Below are 17,706 nucleotides of genomic sequence, written 5' to 3'. Positions count from 1 at the left end.
TCCGACCATCGCCCCCGGCCTGTGGGGGTGGTCGGTCGCCGAGCGACGGCGCGACGTCAGTCGAGTTCGAGGATCGAGAGGGCGTGCTGCAGATCCGTCGGGTAGGCGGTCTCGAATCGCACGAACTCCCCGTCCGCAGGGTGCGCGAAGCCCAGCTTCGTCGCATGCAGCCACTGCCGGGTGAGCCCCAGACGGGCCGAGAGCGCCGCGTCGGCGCCGTACATCGTGTCGCCGACACAGGGATGCCGCTGGGCCGCCATGTGCACGCGGATCTGATGCGTGCGACCGGTCTCCAGATGCACGTCGAGCAACGAGGCGTACGGGAACGCCTCGAGCGTCTCGTAGTGGGTGACCGACGGCTTCCCGTCGGCGGTGACGGCGAAGCGCCAGTCGTGGCGCGGGTGGCGGCCGATCGGACCGTCGATGGTGCCGGCGAGCGGGTCGGGATGCCCCTGGACCACGGCGCGATAGATCTTCTCGACCTCGCGGTCGTGGAAGGCACGCTTCAGTGAGGTGTAGGCCCGCTCGGTCTTCGCGACGACCATGAGGCCGCTCGTCCCGGCATCGAGCCGGTGCACGATCCCGGCCCGCTCAGCGGCGCCCGACGTCGAGATGCGGAAGCCGGCTGCGGCGAGGGCACCGAGCACCGTCGGCCCTTCCCAACCCACGGAGGGGTGGGCGGCGACGCCGGCGGGTTTGTCGACGACCACGATCTCGTCGTCGTCGTGGACGATGCCGAGGTCGGGGACGGCGATCGGTACGATCACGGCCTCGCGGCGAGGCGTCCATTCGATCTCGAGCCAGGCACCGGCGAGGAGGCGGTCGGACTTGTCGACCGACTTGCCGTTCATGGTGACGCCGCCTCCGAGGGCGACCTCGGCTGCGTAACTCCGGGAGAAGCCGAGGAGTTTGGCCAGGCCGGCGTCGACGCGTTCGCCGTCGAGCCCGTCGGGGACGTACAGGCTGCGGGACTCGTTCATGGGCGGCCTGCGTCCGGACTCGCGTCGCGCGGCTCCGCCGGATCGAGGGTGGCCGCGTCCGCTTCGGCCTCGCGGTCCTCCGCCTCCTGGGCGGCCCGTTCGCTCGCACGCGTCGTCCGGGTGCCGTCGAGGTTCACGCCGAAGAGCGTCAGGAGGATGAACAGGGCCATGCTGACCACGATGCAGATGTCGGCGACGTTGTAGATCGCGGGCAGCATCCACGGGGTGGAGATGAAGTCGACCACGTGGCCCAGACCGAAGGACGGCTCACGGAGAAGCCTGTCCGTCAGGTTGCCGAGCACCCCTCCGAGGAGCAGGCCGAACACGATCGCCCAGGCCCGTGAACGGATCCGGCGGGCGAACCAGACGATGACGACCACGACGACCGCCGCGAGGATCGAGAAGATCCAGGTGTACCCCGCGCCGAGCGAGAAGGCGGCACCGGAGTTCTTGACGAAGTACAGGACGAGCGCCTGGCCGAGTACCGGAACGGACTCGCCCACCGTCAGGTTGGTGGTGACGAGGAACTTGGTGAACTGATCGGCCGAATAGGCCACGACGGCAACCAGCGCCAGGACTGCAAGAGTCCTGGCGCTGGCCTTCGACGGTGATGCGGGAGACAACCGGGTGTCTGCGCTAGACCGCTGCGCTGTCGGCGGTGACGCCGGCCTTCGCATCGGGAGCGGAGCTCGACGACGAGGCGTCGAGGTCCTTCAGCTGACCCTCGATGTAGCCGCGCAGCTGCGAGCGGTACTCGCGCTCGAAGTTGCGGAGCTCGTCGATCTTGTGCTCGAGGACCGAACGCTCCTGCTCGAGGACCTGCATCTGCGCGCGCTGCTTGGCCTCGGCCTCGGCGACGACACGTGCGGCGGTCGCGTGACCTTCCGCGATGAGCGCGTCGCGGCGCTGGGCACCCTCGGCGACGTGCTCGTCGTGGAGACGACGTGCCAGCTGCAGGAGGTTGTTCGAGCTCTCGGCGGTGTTGTCGGTCGACTCCGCGGCCGGAGCCGGGGTCGGTGCGACGACGGGCGCGGGTGCCGGAGCAGCCTCGGCCTTGGCGAGCGTCGCCGGAGCGGACGAGCCGCCCTTCTGGAGTTCGGCGACCTTGGACTCGGCCGCGGTCAGCTTCTGCTGGACCTCGTCCTTCTCCTGGATCAGGCGACGGAGCTCGACGACGACCTCGTCGAGGAAGTCGTCCACCTCGTCCTGGTCGTAGCCTTCGCGGAACTTGGTCTGCTGAAACCGCTTCTGGACCACGTCTTCGGGAGTGAGCGCCATAGCGAACCACCTTCACTGTCGAATCGAAAATCTGTGTACAACGCCCCCACGCTAGCAAAGTCTGACCCAGTGGGTGAGACATGTTGACGACGTCGGAGGCGACCGTCAGGTGACGGACGTTCTATCGTAGCCACACAATCGTGGCGAGCTGTTCGCGGGCAGGCCGCGCGCGCTAGAGCAGCTGGACGAGTGTCATCGCGATGATGCAGCACAACATCGTGAGGGTCCAGCCGAAATCGAGCGCGACCGGACCGACGGCGACGCGCGGGAGGACACGGCGGAAGAACCGGATCGGAGGGTCCGTGATCGTGAAACTCAGCTCGGCGAGCACCAGCCCGACGCCCGTGGGCCGCCACTGCGGACGGAGCACCCGGGCGAGGTCGAGGATGAACCTCGCCCAGAGGACGAAGAAGTACAGGAGCAGCGCGAGATAGAGGATCGTGCCGATCACGGAGATGAGAGAAGCCACCCCTCGATTATGACTGAGCGAAGAAGGTCGCCTCGGTCGCTTCCGGAGCACCCTGTCCGTTGTCGCCGGAAACGGCGACGTGCTCGGGCGAGAGCAGGAAGACCTTGCTCGTCACGCGCTCGATCTTGCCGTACAGCCCCTGCGAGAGACCACTGGCGAAGTCGATGAGCCGGCGAGCGTCGCCGTCGCTCATCTGCGAGAGGTTGATGATGACCGGGACGCCGTCGCGGAAGCTCTCGGCGATGATCTGTGCATCGCGGTACTGCTTGGGGTGCACGGTCAGGATCTCGTTGAGGTCCGAGCTCGGGGCGACGGGCTGGCGCACGGGAACCGGCTTGCGCAACGGCGTCACTGGAGCGGCCTTCTCGACGCGCTCGACCCGCTCAGCGCGCTCGGGACGCTCGGTGCGACGGGGCTCGGCCTGCTGCGTCGGCTCGGCCTGGGCAGCGTGCTGCTGCTCGTACTCGAGATCATCGTCGGCGAGCCCGAGGTACACCATGGTCTTCTTCAGTGGGTTCGACATCGTTTCCTCCGTGATCTGCGGTCCTTGCTTCTCCGAGATTAACGTCACACCGGGCGATTCCCGGTGATTGCCGTGCCGATGCGAAGGTGTGTCGCGCCCGCTTCGATCGCCTCGACGTAGTCGTGACTCATGCCGATCGACAGCCCATCGGCGTGGGGGGCGAGTGAGCGCATGCGCTCGGACGCCGAGAGGACCCGTGCGAAGGCCGCCGCTGGATCCTCGTCGAGCGGGGCGACCGCCATGACACCGCGTAGCGCGATGCCCTCCGCTTCGAGCGCCGCGGTCGCGAGCGCCTCGAGCGCGGCATCACCCACGACGCCACCCCGGCCGGGATCGTCGGTCAGGTTGACCTGCAGGAACACGTCGAGCTGCCGCTCGGAGGACGACAGCGCCCTGAGCAGCTCGGGTCGGTCGACCGAGTGGACGGCGTCCACGTATCGTCGGACCTGCTTGGCCTTGTTGGTCTGCAGTTGCCCGATGAAGTGCCAGCGCAATCCGAGGCCTTCGGCGGCAGCGGCCTTGTCGCGCGCCTCAGGGTGCCGACTCTCCCCCACGTCTGAGACGCCAGCGGCGGCCAGCGCCTGCACCAGCGTCACCGGGTGGAACTTCGTCACGACGATCAGCGTCGGTTCCGTCGCACGCCCCGCCGCCCGCGTCGCATCGGCGATGCGCCCCCGGATGTCCGCGAGGCGATCGAGCAATGCCGGACCGGGCTCCGAGGAGCCCGATCCGGCCGAGGTGGTCGACTCGTCGATCACTACTACTTGAGGAAGTCGGGGATGTCCAGCTCGCCCTCGTCGTCGAACGAGGGGTCCTGGACGGCGGTCTCGACGACCGTCTCGGGCTGACGGTGCGTCGCTCCGGAGAACGGCGAGGACGCGCTCGGCTTGGATCCCCAGTCGCCGCCCGAGGACACGGGCGCAGCAGCGCTCGACCGGTGCTCCGAGGGTTCGGACGTGGTGTTCGCGGAGGTGCTGATCGGCGCCCCGGCGGCCTCGTCGGAAGAGCTCATGACCCCACCGGAGATGACGGCGTCGGCCGGCGAGGCCGCCGTCCGGGTGAGGGGTTCGCCACCGTCGAAGCCGGCGGCGATGACCGTCACGCGCACCTCGTCGCCGAGCGTGTCGTCGACGACCGCACCGAAGATGATGTTGGCCTCGGGGTGCACGGCCTCCTGGACGAGCTTCGCCGCGTCGTTGATCTCGAAGATACCGAGGTTGGAGCCACCCTGGATGGAGAGGAGGACGCCGTGGGCACCCTCGATGCTGGCTTCAAGCAGCGGCGAGGCGACCGCGAGTTCCGCGGCCTTGATCGCGCGGTCCGCGCCACGGGACGATCCGATGCCCATGAGCGCCGATCCGGCCCCCTGCATGACCGACTTCACGTCCGCGAAGTCGAGGTTGATGAGGCCGGGCGTGGTGATGAGGTCGGTGATGCCCTGCACACCGGCGAGGAGCACCTGGTCGGCCGTGGCGAACGCCTCGAGCATGCTGATGCCACGGTCGCTGATCTCGAGGAGTCGGTCGTTCGGCACGACGATGAGGGTGTCGACCTCTTCCTTCAGGCGTGCGACCCCGAGCTCCGCCTGCGCCTGGCGACGGCGTCCTTCGAAGCCGAAGGGCTTCGTCACGACACCGATGGTGAGCGCACCGATCGACTTCGCGATGCGTGCCACGACGGGTGCGCCACCGGTCCCGGTACCGCCACCCTCGCCCGCGGTCACGAAGACCATGTCGGCGCCGGCGATGGCCTCTTCGATCTCCTCGGCGTGGTCCTCGGCCGCGCGACGACCCACCTCGGGGTCGGCACCGGCGCCGAGGCCGCGGGTGATCTCCCGGCCGACGTCGAGCTTCACATCGGCGTCGCTCATCAACAGCGCCTGAGCGTCCGTGTTGATGGCGATGAACTCGACGCCGCGGAGGCCGAGTTCGATCATCCGGTTGACCGCGTTCACGCCACCGCCGCCGATACCGACGACCTTGATGACGGCGAGGTAGTTCTGGTTTGTAGTCACTTCAGGCCTCCGTGTGAACTCTCAACCTCAGGTTAAGGTTTAAAGTTATGCTGCGTATGCATTTTCTGTCCTGAGCACGACGTTAGGGCCCAGCCCCATCCCTGATGGGACGCGTCCGGGCGTGTCGGCACATCGACGGGAATATCCCGCACGCCGTCAGCGGACGATCGCCGCCGAGGGCGACGACACGTCGTACTGGTTCACCTGGGACGGGTCGGTGGCCGCCATCGTCTTGGCGAGGATCAACGCCTTCTCAGCGGATTGCTCTGCACTCCCCCACACGACCTCGGCCGGCGAGTCGACGAGCGTCAGGGTCACATCGTCCGCGGTGGACGCGGACACGGAGGCGACGCGGGCTCGCAGGTCCGCCGGGAGTGCTCGGATGACCGCAGCCGCGGCGATGAAACCCTTCGAGGTCGCTCCACCGGCGACCATGAGCGTCGGGTACCCGGCGATGGGCTGGTCGCTGCGCTCGATCGTGACCCCTGCAGCATCGACGAGCGTGTACACCGTCCCGGACTGGAGCACACCGACGGGCTCACGCTCGACGATGCGGACGACCAGCGTGCTCGGCGGCTGCGATTCGAGGGAGTAGCTGGCGATGAGCGGGTATCCGACGAGCACCGCCTTGACGGCGCCGGGATCCACGAGTGCGAGGGGGCGACCCATCTGGCCGCTGAGCGCCTTCGTGATCTCCGCCTGGTCGACACGCGTCGCACCGACCACCTCGATGCTCCGGACGGCGAGCAGGGGCGAGTAGGCGCCTGCGAACGACACGACGACCAACGCGGCGAGGACGGCGGCCGCGAGCATCCAGGGCCGGTGACGCCCACGCTTGCGGGCGGTGAACCGGCGGATCTCCTGTCTTTCGTGCCGCCGACGGAGCCGAGCGGCCTCCCGCGGGGAGAGCAGGTGCTCGTCGGACGGTTGCCCGGGACGATCGCGTTCCTCGGTCGTCGACGGGCTGTCCTCGACCTTCGACGCACGGTCGTCGGTCTTCGATGCGCGGTCGGCCGATGTCACCGACGTCCGACCCGCCGAGGACGCCCGGGGGCCGGCCGCGACCTTCGGCGAGCCCCGCTTCGACGTCAGCCGAGCGGCGTCGAGCTCGAGGACGTCCGTCTCCTGCTCCGTCACGGGTGCTTCGGGGCGGTCGCGCGCCGGCTTGGAGGCCGTCGGCGTCGTCCGTTGCGTGCGGTCGGGACTCGGTCGCGCCCCGGGGTCGAAGCCGTCCGGGCGCTTCACCGGACGCCCATCAGACGGACTCGCGACCGGCGATGGCCTCGAGGAGTTGCGGCACGATGCGGTACACGTCTCCACACCCGAGGGTGATCACGAAGTCGCCCGGCTGCACGACGGAGGCTGTGTAGTCCGCCGCCCGCGCCCAGTCGTCGATGTACGCGACGTGATCGGCGTCCGCGAACCGCGTCGACACCGTGGCGCCGGTCACGCCCGGCTCCGGGTCCTCCCGCGCACCGTACACCTCGAGGACCACGGTGTGGTCGGCGTACCGTTCGAGGGCGTCCGCGAACTCCTGGGCGAACAGACGGGTCCGGCTGTACAGGTGCGGCTGGTGGACGGCGATGATCCGTCCCTCCCCCACCACCGTCCGCGCCGCCGCCAGCGCGGCGGCGACCTCGGTCGGGTGGTGCGCGTAGTCGTCGTAGACGCTGACGCCGTTCACGACGCCGTGCAGCTCGAAGCGTCGCTGGGTCCCGCCGAACGCGGTGATGGCCTGGAGGGCCTCCGCCGGGTCGAACCCGACACCCACGAGGACGGCGAACGCACCGGCTGCATTGATGGCGTTGTGCCGACCGGGTACGCGGAGCGTCGCGGCGTACGTGCCGCCCTGGTAGCTGAGCTGGAACGAGACCGGACCGGTCGAGCCCACGTCGTGGAGACGGACGTCGGCGTCCGCTGCTTCACCGAAGGTGAGGACCCGCTTGCCGTCCGTGGCCGCACGGAGCGCCGGGGTGATGCGCACGGCGCCGGCGTCGTCCGAGGAGATGACGACGAGCTCGCGGGCCTGCCCGGCGAAGGTCACGAACGCCTGCTCGAAGGCCTCCAACGATCCGTAGTGGTCGAGGTGGTCGGGGTCGATGTTGGTGATCAGCGCGATGGCCGTGTCGTACAGCAGGAAGGACCCGTCGGACTCGTCCGCCTCGACGACGAACAGCTCGCCGTCGCCACGGGCGGAACTCACGCCGAGGGATTCGATGACCCCGCCGTTGACGAAGCTGGGATCGGCACCGAGCTCGAGGAGCGCGGTGATGATCATGCCGGTCGACGTCGTCTTGCCGTGGGCGCCGGCGACCGCGATGAGGCGGGTCTCCGCCGTCAACCAGGCGAGCGCCTGCGAGCGGTGCAGGATCGTCAGTCCACGCTCCTTGGCGAGCAGGTACTCCGGGTTGTCGGCCCACAGGGCACCGGTCACGACCAGGGTGTCCGCGTCACCGACGTTCGCGGCGTCGTGCCCGATGGCGACGGGGACACCGAGGGCGCGCAACGCCTCGATGTTCTTGGATTCACGGACGTCGGAACCGGTCACGCGAGCACCGGCGCTCACGAACAGACGCGCGATCCCGCTCATCCCACTGCCGCCGATGCCGACGAAGTGGACGACGCCGAGGTCGGCTGGGATCTCGACGGTGGGGTCTGGCTTGATCACGGTGTCACGCTTTCTGAAAGGACTGGGTCACCGGCTGCGCGATCGCTGCACCGATGGTTGGAGCGCCTCATCGATGAGGGCGACGACGCGGGCCGTTCCGTCGGAGACGCCCACGCTCTTGGACTGGGCCGCCAGGTCGTCGACCCGGTGCCGATCGTTCAACAGTGGGACGAGGTGCTCACGCACCCAGGTCGGCACGAACTGCGCGTCATCTACCATAACCGCTCCACCGGCGCGCACGACGTCGGCCGCGTTGAAGCGTTGCTCCCCGTTCCCCACGGGGTACGGCACGTACACGGCCGGGAGCCCGACGGCACACAGTTCACTCACGGTCGCGCTTCCCGCCCGCGAGACGGCGAAGTCGGCTGCGGCGATGGCGAGGTCCATGCGGGAGCAGTACTCGAGCAGGTGGTAATGCTCGACACCGGGATCCTGGATCTCGCTCTTCGCGCCGGTGATGTGCAGGACCTGCCAGCCGGCACCGACGACGTCCTCCGCGCTCTCGCTCATGGTCGCGTTGAGGCGTCTCGCCCCGAGCGACCCACCGGTGACCAGCAGCAGCGGACGATCGGCGTCGAGCCCGAACTCGGCGATCGCCGACGGCCGCAGCGCGTCGCGGTCGAGATCCTCGATCTCGCGCCGCAACGGCATGCCGACGAACCGGGCGTGGCGGATCGGCGTCCGGTGGAACGCCACGCCCACGTACGGGGTGTACCGCGCGCCCAGTCGGTTCGCGAGACCCGGCCGCGCGTTGGCCTCGTGGATGACCAGGGGGACGCCGGCCCGCTTCGCCGCGGTGTACGCCGGCGCAGCCGCGTAGCCACCGAACCCGATGACGACATCGACGTCGTGGTCACGGATCATCGCGACCACATCGGCGACCGCGCGCCGCAGCCGTCCGGGGAACCGCAGCGCGTCGAGGTTCGGGCGCCTGGGGAACGGCAGTTTGGGGATCGTGAGCAGCTCGTAACCGCGCTCCGGGACGAGTCTGGCCTCGAGCCCTTCCGCGGTGCCCACGACGAGGATGGTCGCCTCGGGATCCCTGGCTCGGAGGCCGTCGGCGACGGCGAGCAACGGGTTCACGTGCCCGGCCGTGCCGCCACCGGCGAGGAGATAGGTGGTCATCGGGCGACTCCGGAGGATTGGGGGCGTCTGACAGCTGGGCGCCGGGGCTGCGGTGGCCCCGTCCGGCCGCGTTCTCGAGCGAAGGACAGGATGATCCCGATCGCGACGAGGGTCGTCAGCAGAGCGGTGCCACCCGAGGAGAGCAACGGTAATGGCACGCCGAGGACCGGGAGGACGCCGAGGACGACACCGATGTTGACGAGCGCCTGGCCGATGATCCACGCCATGACCGCACCGGTGGTGATCCGCACGAACGAGTCGTCGCTCGATCGGATGACCCGGATGAACATGACCGCGAGGAAGACGAAGAGGCCGAGCACCAGGACGGCACCGATGAGTCCCAGCTCCTCACCGATCGCGGCGAAGATGAAGTCGTTCGAGATCGCCGGCAACCAGCCGTACTTGGCCCGGGAATTGCCGAGACCGACGCCCCAGAGCCCGCCGTTCGCCAGGGCCCACGTGCCGTGGGTCGACTGCCAGTCGGCGTTCTCGTAGTCGCCCTTGCCGTCGCCGAAGAACGCCATGATGCGCTGCATGCGGTTCGCGCTCGTGATCGCCATGATGAGGAACAGCACTGCGCCGGCGACCACCGGGATCGCGATGTACCGGAGTCGGACACCGGCGAAGTACAGCGCGGAGAACACGATCAGGGCCATGATGACGACGGTTCCGAGGTCGCCACCGAGCAGGACAAGACCGATCGAGAGGCCGGCGAACGGGATGACGGGGATCAGGGCGTGCTTCCACTCGAGCAATCGGGGCTGCTTGATCGTGAGGACCAGTCCGAGCCACACGACGAGGGCGAGTTTGACCGCCTCGGAGGGCTGCGCCGTGAAGCCGCCGATCTCGATCCAGTTGCGGTTCCCGCCGATCTCGTAGCCGAGCGGCGTGAACACGAGCAGCTGGAGACCCATCGCGACGACGAGGAAGATCCACGCCCACTTCTTCCAGAACCTGGCCGGGAAGCGGCTGACGATGAGCATCAGCGGGACGCCGATCATCGCGAAGGTCGCCTGCCGCCAGAAGAGGCCGAAGTAGCCGTCTCCCGCCTCGTACGATTCGACGGACGAGGAGGACAGCACCATGACGAGTCCGAGTCCGACGAGGAACAGGGTCACCCCGAGGAGGAGGAAGTAGTTCTTCGACTCCGGTCGGAGCACCTTGCCGAGGGAGATGCGTGCACTCGACATGCCTCTCAGCGACGCTTCCGGACCTGCACCGCTCAGCGCGTCGGTCGACCGACCGGACGCCGATGCGGACCGCGACCGGCGCGGGTCAGCGCGAGGCGGATCGATCATCCGCCTCACCTCCCAGCTCTGCTTCGACGGCGGCCTGGAACAGGCGACCACGGTGGCCGTAGTCCGAGAACTGGTCCATCGAGGCGGCGGCAGGAGCGAGGAGGACGGTGTCCCCCGCCTGCGCGACCTCGGCAGCCCGGCGAACGGCCTCCGGCATCACGGACTCAGTCTCCGCTTCGTCGACCTCGATGACCGTCAGCGTCGGCGCGTGTCGTGCGAATGCGTCGAGGACCTCCGAACGGTCGGCCCCGATCACGACCGCAGCGCGGAGGTGATCCGCATGCCGCTCGACGAGCCGATCGATCGACACCCCCTTGAGGAGACCTCCGACGATCCAGACCACGGAACGGTAGGCGGCCAGCGAGGCGTCCGCCGCGTGCGGGTTGGTCGCCTTCGAGTCGTCCACCCAGTCGACCTCGAGGCTGCGGGCGACGAGCTGGATCCGGTGGGCGTCGAGACCGAACGACAGCAGGGTGTCGCGCACCGCTTCGAGCGGGATGCCCGCCGCCCGGGCGAGCGCCGCTGCGGCGAGGATGTTCGCGACGATGTGCGGAGCAGCGAGACCCCGCTGTGCGAGCGCCTCCACCGTGGTGATCTCGAGGGCGCTCGTCCGGCGATCGTCGAGGAACGCGCGGTCGACGAGGATGCCATCGACCACACCGAAGTCGCTCGGCCCTGGGACGTCGAGGCCGAACCCGACGGCACGGGCCCCCTCGGTCACCTCCGCGTCCTCGACCATGGACATCGTCGCGACGTCTGCGCGGTTGTACACGCAGGCGACCTTGGTGTTCTCGTAGACGACGGCCTTCGCCGCACGGTAGGCCTCAGCCGAGCCGTGCCAGTCGAGATGGTCGTCGGCGACGTTCAGGCAGACGCTCGCAAGCGGCGTCACGATGCTCCGCCCGCCCTGCAAGCCCAGCGTGTGCAGCTGGTAGCTCGACAGTTCGACGACGAAGAAGTCGAACCCCTGCGGGTCGCGGACCGCATCGAGGACCGGGACACCGATGTTGCCGCAGGGTGCGGCCCGGAACCCGGCCTCCACGAGCATCGACGCCGTGAGCTGGACGGTCGTGGTCTTGCCGTTGGTGCCGGTGACGCAGATCCACTCGGCGGGTGTGCCCCCCTTGTCGCGGACGCGCCAGGCGAGTTCGATGTCGCCCCACACGGGGACGCCCGCCTCCTGGGCCCAGAGCACCACCGGGTGGTCGGGGTGGAATCCCGGGGACACGACGACCAGCTCCGGGCCGAACTCCACGAGTTCGGCCGGCACGCTCGTGAGGTCACGCTGGATCAGCCGGGCACCGATCACCCCGACGAGCTCCGCCCGTTCGTCGGCGGCCTCACCCGCGAGGACGAGGACCTCCGATCCGAGTTCGGTCAGGGTGTCCGCCACCGAGAAGCCGGTCATGCCGAGGCCGAGGACCGCGACCCGCAGCCCGCGCCAGTCGGCGTGCCAACTGTGCAGATCGTCGAGGCGGTCGGCGCTCATCGGCTCAGCCACTCGAGGTAGAAGGAACCGACACCGGCCGCGACGAGGAGCCCGCCGATGATCCAGAAGCGCACGACGACCGTGACCTCTGCCCAGCCTTTGAGCTCGAAGTGGTGGTGGATGGGGCTCATGAGGAAGATGCGTTTGCCGTGGGTCGCCTTGAAGTAGACGCGTTGCACGATGACCGAACCGGCCTCGATGACGAAGAGTCCGCCGACGAGCACGAGGAGCAGCTCGGTCTTGCTGAGGATGGCGAGGGCCGCGAGAGCTCCGCCGAGGGCGAGCGAGCCGCTGTCGCCCATGAAGATCTGCGCCGGCGAGGTGTTCCACCAGAGGAATCCGATGAGTGCACCGACGATCGCCGCCGCCACCACGGCCAGGTCCAGGGGGTCTCGCACGTCGTAGCACTTGTAGGCCACGTCCGATGCGAGCGAGGAGCTGAAGCAGGACTGGTTGAACTGCCAGAACCCGATGATGATGTACGAGCCGATCGCGAGGATGGAGGCGCCGGTCGCGAGGCCGTCGAGGCCGTCGGTGACGTTCACGCCGTTCGAGGTGGCCGCCACGATCACCGAGGTCCAGAGGATGTACAGCAGGACACCGATGACCGGGATGCCGATCGCCATGAAGTTGATCGGGATGTCGCGGATCACCGAGATGTTCGTCGAGGCCGGGGTGAACCCCTCGGTGTTCGGGAAGTTGATGGCGAGCACGGCGAAGACCGTGGCCACGATCAGCTGTCCGGCGACCTTCGCCCACCCGCCGAGACCGAGGCTCTGCTTCTTGCGGACCTTGAGGAAGTCGTCGATGAAGCCGACGATGCCGAGGCCCACCATCATCAACAGCACGAGCAGCGCGGAGACACCGACCTGCTCCTGGAAGATCAGGTAGCTCGCGAAGAACCCGACCAGGGTGCCCACGATGATGATGACCCCACCCATGGTGGCGGTACCGCGCTTGGTGTGATGGCTCTGCGGCCCGTCGTCGCGGATGAACTGACCCCAGGCGAGCTTGCGGAACGCCTTGATGAAGAGCGGTGTCAGGAAGAGGGAGAACGCGAGCGAGATCGCTCCAGCGGCCAAGAGGACTCTCATGTGTACAGCTCCCCCAGTCGATCCCCCAGGAACCGGAGACCGGCCGCATTGGAGGATTTCACGAGCACGGTGTCGCCGGCGGCGATCTCGGTGCTCAGATAGTCGAACGCCTCGTCCGCGGTCGGGAAGTACACCGACTCCCCGTCCCAGGAACCCTCGTTGATGGCGGTGATGTGCATCCGCCGGGCTTCCGGTCCGACGACGACGAGGCGACCGATGCCGAGACGCACGACCTGCAGGCCGATGCGATCGTGCTCCTCCCCTGCCCAGTCGCCCAGTTCACTCATGGCGCCGAGGACGGCGATCGTCCGACCGCGCTCCGCCCCGATCTGTGCGAGGGTCCTGATGGCGGCCGACATCGAGTCGGGGCTCGCGTTGTACGCGTCGTTGATGACGGAGACGCCGTCGCGTCCGCCGAGGGGTTCCATACGCCAGCGCTCCGCCCGGCTCACGCTCTCGAGCGCGTCGACGACGACGTCGATCGGGACACCGAGTTCGTATGCCGCCGCCGCCGCGGCGAGGGCGTTCATGACGTGGTGTTCGCCGAGCACCTTGAAGCTGACCGGTGCCGACGATCCGTCGGGGAGGTGCAGGGTGAAGGCGGTCCCCGAAGCCGTCGCGACGACATCGGTCGCCCGCACCGCAGCCCGGTCGTCGAGACCGAACCAGAGCACACGCGCCGGGGTCGCGTCGGCCATACCGGCGACGCGGGCGTCGTCGAGGTTGAGGATGGCGACGTCCTCCGGGAGCAGATCGGAGACCATCTCGGTCTTGGCCGTGACGGTCGCCTCGATCCCGCCGAACTCGCCGGCGTGGGCGAGGCCGACCTTCAGGACGACACCGATGTCGGGCTTCGCCATGCGGATGAGTCTGGCGATCTCGCCGATGCCGCTGGCACCCATCTCGGCGACGAGGAACCTCGTCGAGTCCGTGACCCGGAGCATGGTGATCGGCGCGCCGACCTCGTTGTTGAACGAGGCCTTCGGGCTGACGGTCTCGCCGACCCGCCCCAGGACGGCGGCGAGCAGGTTCTTGGTGGTGGTCTTGCCGTTGGACCCGGTGATGCCCACGATCCGGAGCCCGCCCCGCGAGCGGACCCGACGGATGACCTCGGTGGCGAGGGCACCGAGTGCGGTGACGGAGTCCTCGACGAGGATCTGCGGAGCGGCCACCGGCAGTTCCCGCTCGACGATCAGCAGCGCGGCGCCGTTCGCGACGGCGGCATCCGCGAACAGGTGTCCGTCGGTCTCCTCGCCCGGCTTCGCGACGAAGATGTCGCCGGGCGTGATGAGCCGGGAGTCGGTGTCGGCGACGCCGGAGACGACCAGGTCGCCGTGGGCGGCACCGGCGAGCAGCCGACCGTTCGTGGCCGCCGCGATCTCGGTGAGCGTCAGGTCGATCATCAGAGCCACCCCGCCTCACGCAGTGCCTCGCGCGAATCGTCGCGGGCGGAGTACGGGATCTTCACACCGGCGACCTCGTGATAGTCCTCGTGCCCTGGGCCGGCGTAGAGGATCGTGTCGCCCGACCCGGCCAGTGCGAGCGCGGCGCGGAACGCGGTCGCCGGGTCGGCCACCTCGAGTAGCTCGCCGTCGGGGGAAGCCTCCCGGGCTGCCTCCAGGAGCACCCGCCGGATGGCCGCCGGGTCTTCGCTCCGCGGATGGAAGTCGGTGATGACCACGACATCGGCCCCGCGGGCTGCGATGGCACCCATGTCGCGACGCTTGGTGGTGTCGCGGTCGCCATCGGCGCCGAACACCATGATCACGCGTCCTGGCGTGACCGCTCGGATCGCCGCGAGCGTGTTGAGGAAGGCGTCCGGGCTGTGCCCGTAGTCGATGTAGACGACCGGCCCACGATCGCCGCTGATGCGCTCGGCCCGGCCGGGGATGTAGGCGTCGATGCCGCCGTCGCGCTCGAGCGCTCCCGCGATCATGTCGAACTCCACACCGGACTCCACGAGCATGACGATCGCGAGGGCCGCGTTCGCGGCCATGAACCATCCGAGGAGCGGCACGCTCGTCACGAGGGTGCGGTCCTCCGGGCCGTCCAGTCGGAACGTGGTCGAACCGGCGGCCTCCTCGAGGATCGTCATCCGCCAGTCGGCGTCGACCTCGGGACGTGCCGTCAACGTGGTCACGGGGATGCGGCTCTGTTCGACGAGCCGTCCTCCCCACTCCGAGTCGATGGTGACGACGCCACGGCGCGCGCGGTCGGGTTCGAAGAGTTCGCGCTTGGCGGCGAAGTACTCGTCGAAGTCCCCGTAATCGTCGAAGTGATCGTGACTGAGGTTGGTGAAGCCGACGACGTCGAAGACGATCCCGTCGACACGGTGCCTCGTCAACGCCTGGGCCGAGACCTCGATGGCGACGGCGCGCACCTCGGACTCACGCATCCGCGCGAGCAGGGCGTGCAGTTCGCTGGCCTCCGGCGTGGTCAAGGAGCTGGTGACCGCGAGGTCGCCGATGCGCCGTTCCGCCGTGGAGCTCAGCCCCGAGACGATCCCGAGCTGCGCGAGCATGCCGCTCAGGAGGTACACCACGCTCGTCTTGCCGTTGGTGCCCGTGACGCCGAACAGCGTCGGCGGTTCCTCCGCCGTGCGGTACACCCAGGCGGCGAGGTGCCCGAGCGCTGCACGAGGCTCCGGCACGACGATGATCGGCAGCCCTGCCGCCGTGGCCAGGTCGAGGCCGTCGGCATCGGTGAGGACGGCGACCGCCCCGCGTTCCGCAGCCTGTGTGGCGTACGCGGCTCCGTGGGTGCGGACACCCGGCATGCCGATGTAGAGGTCACCCGGTTCCACCGAGCCGGAGCTGAGGCTGACGCCGCTGATCTCCACGCCGTCGGAGGAACCGTGGAGGTCGAGGTCGAATTCGGTCACCAGCTGCGAGAGTGCCCGTCGCTGGGGATGCTCCGGTCTGAGACTGATCGGGCCCTGATTGTTCACGCTGAGCCCATCCTTCATGAGGTCGTTCAAAAGTCGAGCGGCAGATTCGGTGCCGGCTCCGTTGAGGGCTGCACTCCCCTGCTCTTCAGCACTTGGGTGGTCACGTCCCGGAAGATGGGAGCGACCGCAGCCGATGAATTCATCTTAACCGGGTCCGCCAGGTTCACCGAAACGACGAACTGCGGCGCCTCGGCGGGCGCGAATCCGGCCATCGACACGAGGTAGCTCGAGCTGTACCCGCCGTCGCCGTCGGGCTGCTGCGCCGTTCCGGTCTTCATCGCGACCCGGTACCCGGGCACGTCGACGTTCTCCGCGACCCAGCTCTGCTGGTCGACCATCTCGAGCATCTCACTGACCTGCTTGGCCGCATCCGGGGAGACCACCTGCGTCCCCTTGGCATCCGGGACGTCCGTCATGGTGCCGTCGGCGTTCCGGCAGCCCTCGACGAGCTGCACGGGCATGCGCACGCCGCCGTTGGCGATCGTCTGGTAGAGGCTGGCGCCTTGGACGGCGGTCGTCGAGAACCCCTGTCCGAACATGGTCGCGTAGTCCGTCTGGTTGTCCCAGTCAGCGGGGTCGGCCATGAGGCCGCCGGACTCGCTGGGGAATCCGACCTCGGTCTTCTGCAGCTGACCGAACTTCTGGAAGTAGGCGTACCGGGTGTCGGCGCTCATCTTCTCGCCGAACTGCGAAATACCCGTGTTGGACGACTGCACCATGACTCCGGAGAGGGTCAACCGCATGTCCTGGTGGAACTCGCTGTCGTTGATGTCCGCACCGTTCGAGGGCTTGTATCGGAAGGGCGCGATGACCTGCGAGTTGGGACTCGCGACGCCCTGGTCGATCAGGGCTGCGGCCGTCAGCGACTTGTACGTCGATCCGGGCTCGAAGGGCGCGGCGAACGCGCGTGATCCGCGATCCTCGGCGGGCGTCGCACTCACGTTGCCGGGATCGACGGACGGGTACTCGGCGACGGCGAGCAGCTTGCCCGTCTTCACCTCCATGACGGTGACGATGCCCCAGCTCGCGCCGACGGCCTCAGCCTGCGCCGCCAACGACTGCTGCGAGAACCACTGGATGTCCTTGTCGATCGTCAGGACGACGTCGCCGCCGTCCTTCGCGGGCTTCGTCACCGTGGTACCGGGCAACGGCAGGCCGCCACTGCCCTTCTCGTAGGTCGTGCGACCGTTCGCTCCGGCGAGACAGGAGTCCTCCATGAGTTCGACGCCCGCCTGCGGCTCCCCCTCTTCTCCGACGAACCCGACGACGTTGCCGGCGACGGCACCGTTGGGGTAGACGCGATAAGGGTCCTCGGTGAACGTGGTCCACGGGATCTCCAGCGCCTTGAGCGCTCGGAGCTGATCGAGGTCGAGCTTCTTGGCGATGAGCGCGTAGAGCGAGTCCTTGTCGGCCGCGAGGGCGTCGGTGATGAGCGCCAGGACCTCCGGGCCGGGCTTGCCGATGATGGCGCCGATCTCGTTCGTGGCCTGCTCGAGCGTGATCGTCTGCTCGGCACCGTCGACCTCGCGCTCGAACGGGCCGGCGTCCTTCGGCGACGCCGCCATGCTGTACCGCATGACCGCCTCGGCGAGGACGGAACCGTCGGAGGCGAGGATGCTGCCGCGCGTGGCGAGGATCGTGTCGCCGGTCTCGGTCTTCTCGAGGGACTCGGCACTCAGAGCACTCGCCCGGACGACCTGGATGTCGACGAGCCGGAGCACGAAGAGGGTCATCACGATGGACACCGCGACGATGGTGAACGCCAGACGGCGCCGTGTGGTCTTCGTGTGCCTCACCATGATGTCGTCGCCGCGTCCTCTC

General features: G+C 68.6%; 16 protein-coding genes. All 16 read right to left on the bottom strand.

The features are described from left to right. Positions 1–56 precede the first annotated feature (56 nt). Positions 57–980, bottom strand: a complete 924-nt coding sequence (locus tag ASF68_RS00670; protein WP_056005453.1) for an RluA family pseudouridine synthase — start codon at positions 978–980, stop codon at positions 57–59. Next, positions 977–1,657: a signal peptidase II gene (lspA, locus tag ASF68_RS00665; protein ID WP_082455736.1), complete on the bottom strand. Its 681-nt coding sequence runs from the start codon at positions 1,655–1,657 to the stop codon at positions 977–979. The genes ASF68_RS00670 and lspA overlap by 4 nt, the downstream gene beginning before the upstream one ends. Beyond that, the gene (locus tag ASF68_RS00660) at positions 1,617–2,258 is read right to left on the bottom strand and encodes a DivIVA domain-containing protein (protein ID WP_056005450.1); all 642 of its coding nucleotides are present in this window, start codon (positions 2,256–2,258) and stop codon (positions 1,617–1,619) included. The genes lspA and ASF68_RS00660 overlap by 41 nt, the downstream gene beginning before the upstream one ends. A gap of 172 nt (positions 2,259–2,430) precedes the next feature. Next, complete coding sequence (locus ASF68_RS00655; protein WP_056005447.1) at positions 2,431–2,727, bottom strand: YggT family protein; 297 nt, start codon at positions 2,725–2,727, stop codon at positions 2,431–2,433. 7 nt (positions 2,728–2,734) lie between these two features. Continuing rightward, entirely contained in the window at positions 2,735–3,250 is a 516-nt protein-coding gene (locus tag ASF68_RS00650; RefSeq protein ID WP_056005444.1) for a cell division protein SepF, read from the bottom strand. Positions 3,251–3,294: 44 nt separating this feature from the next. Continuing rightward, positions 3,295–4,005: a YggS family pyridoxal phosphate-dependent enzyme gene (locus tag ASF68_RS00645; protein WP_369796473.1), complete on the bottom strand. Its 711-nt coding sequence runs from the start codon at positions 4,003–4,005 to the stop codon at positions 3,295–3,297. A 5-nt stretch (positions 4,006–4,010) separates the two neighbouring features. Continuing rightward, positions 4,011–5,264, bottom strand: a complete 1,254-nt coding sequence (gene ftsZ / locus ASF68_RS00640; RefSeq protein WP_056005440.1) for a cell division protein FtsZ — start codon at positions 5,262–5,264, stop codon at positions 4,011–4,013. A gap of 156 nt (positions 5,265–5,420) precedes the next feature. Beyond that, on the bottom strand, positions 5,421–6,509 hold the full coding sequence (locus ASF68_RS00635; RefSeq protein ID WP_056005438.1) for an FtsQ-type POTRA domain-containing protein: 1,089 nt from the start codon (positions 6,507–6,509) through the stop codon (positions 5,421–5,423). Positions 6,510–6,519: 10 nt separating this feature from the next. Then, entirely contained in the window at positions 6,520–7,932 is a 1,413-nt protein-coding gene (gene murC / locus ASF68_RS00630; protein WP_056005435.1) for a UDP-N-acetylmuramate--L-alanine ligase, read from the bottom strand. Positions 7,933–7,959: 27 nt separating this feature from the next. Then, positions 7,960–9,057, bottom strand: a complete 1,098-nt coding sequence (locus tag ASF68_RS00625) for a glycosyltransferase (protein ID WP_056005432.1) — start codon at positions 9,055–9,057, stop codon at positions 7,960–7,962. Continuing rightward, a complete protein-coding gene (gene ftsW, locus ASF68_RS00620) occupies positions 9,054–10,355 on the bottom strand; it encodes a putative lipid II flippase FtsW (protein WP_082498422.1) in 1,302 nt (433 codons plus the stop codon). Before ftsW ends, ASF68_RS00625 begins: the two co-directional genes overlap by 4 nt. Then, positions 10,333–11,844: a UDP-N-acetylmuramoyl-L-alanine--D-glutamate ligase gene (gene murD / locus ASF68_RS00615; RefSeq protein WP_056005429.1), complete on the bottom strand. Its 1,512-nt coding sequence runs from the start codon at positions 11,842–11,844 to the stop codon at positions 10,333–10,335. The genes ftsW and murD overlap by 23 nt, the downstream gene beginning before the upstream one ends. After that, positions 11,841–12,938: a phospho-N-acetylmuramoyl-pentapeptide-transferase gene (mraY, locus tag ASF68_RS00610; RefSeq protein WP_056005426.1), complete on the bottom strand. Its 1,098-nt coding sequence runs from the start codon at positions 12,936–12,938 to the stop codon at positions 11,841–11,843. The genes murD and mraY overlap by 4 nt, the downstream gene beginning before the upstream one ends. Further along, positions 12,935–14,341: a UDP-N-acetylmuramoyl-tripeptide--D-alanyl-D-alanine ligase gene (gene murF / locus ASF68_RS00605; protein WP_056011136.1), complete on the bottom strand. Its 1,407-nt coding sequence runs from the start codon at positions 14,339–14,341 to the stop codon at positions 12,935–12,937. Before murF ends, mraY begins: the two co-directional genes overlap by 4 nt. Continuing rightward, positions 14,341–15,903, bottom strand: a complete 1,563-nt coding sequence (locus tag ASF68_RS00600; RefSeq protein ID WP_056005423.1) for a Mur ligase family protein — start codon at positions 15,901–15,903, stop codon at positions 14,341–14,343. Before ASF68_RS00600 ends, murF begins: the two co-directional genes overlap by 1 nt. An 8-nt stretch (positions 15,904–15,911) precedes the next feature. After that, positions 15,912–17,681, bottom strand: a complete 1,770-nt coding sequence (locus tag ASF68_RS00595; RefSeq protein ID WP_235526729.1) for a penicillin-binding protein 2 — start codon at positions 17,679–17,681, stop codon at positions 15,912–15,914. Positions 17,682–17,706 lie beyond the last annotated feature (25 nt).

Origin of the sequence: Plantibacter sp. Leaf314 (genome assembly GCF_001423185.1) — a bacterium.
Taxonomy (GTDB): Bacteria; Actinomycetota; Actinomycetes; order Actinomycetales; family Microbacteriaceae; genus Plantibacter.
This window is presented reverse-complemented; position numbering and strand designations above follow the sequence as displayed.

Coding starts and splice junctions, on each gene's coding strand:
- ASF68_RS00660 (WP_056005450.1), bottom strand. CDS start 2,258: ATGGCGCTCACTCCCGAAGACGTGGTCCAGAAGCGGTTTCAGCAGACC.
- murF (WP_056011136.1), bottom strand. CDS start 14,341: ATGATCGACCTGACGCTCACCGAGATCGCGGCGGCCACGAACGGTCGG.
- lspA (WP_082455736.1), bottom strand. CDS start 1,657: ATGCGAAGGCCGGCGTCACCGCCGACAGCGCAGCGGTCTAGCGCAGAC.
- ASF68_RS00650 (WP_056005444.1), bottom strand. CDS start 3,250: ATGTCGAACCCACTGAAGAAGACCATGGTGTACCTCGGGCTCGCCGAC.
- ftsW (WP_082498422.1), bottom strand. CDS start 10,355: ATGATCGATCCGCCTCGCGCTGACCCGCGCCGGTCGCGGTCCGCATCG.
- murD (WP_056005429.1), bottom strand. CDS start 11,844: ATGAGCGCCGACCGCCTCGACGATCTGCACAGTTGGCACGCCGACTGG.
- ASF68_RS00670 (WP_056005453.1), bottom strand. CDS start 980: ATGAACGAGTCCCGCAGCCTGTACGTCCCCGACGGGCTCGACGGCGAA.
- ASF68_RS00600 (WP_056005423.1), bottom strand. CDS start 15,903: ATGAAGGATGGGCTCAGCGTGAACAATCAGGGCCCGATCAGTCTCAGA.
- mraY (WP_056005426.1), bottom strand. CDS start 12,938: ATGAGAGTCCTCTTGGCCGCTGGAGCGATCTCGCTCGCGTTCTCCCTC.
- ASF68_RS00625 (WP_056005432.1), bottom strand. CDS start 9,057: ATGACCACCTATCTCCTCGCCGGTGGCGGCACGGCCGGGCACGTGAAC.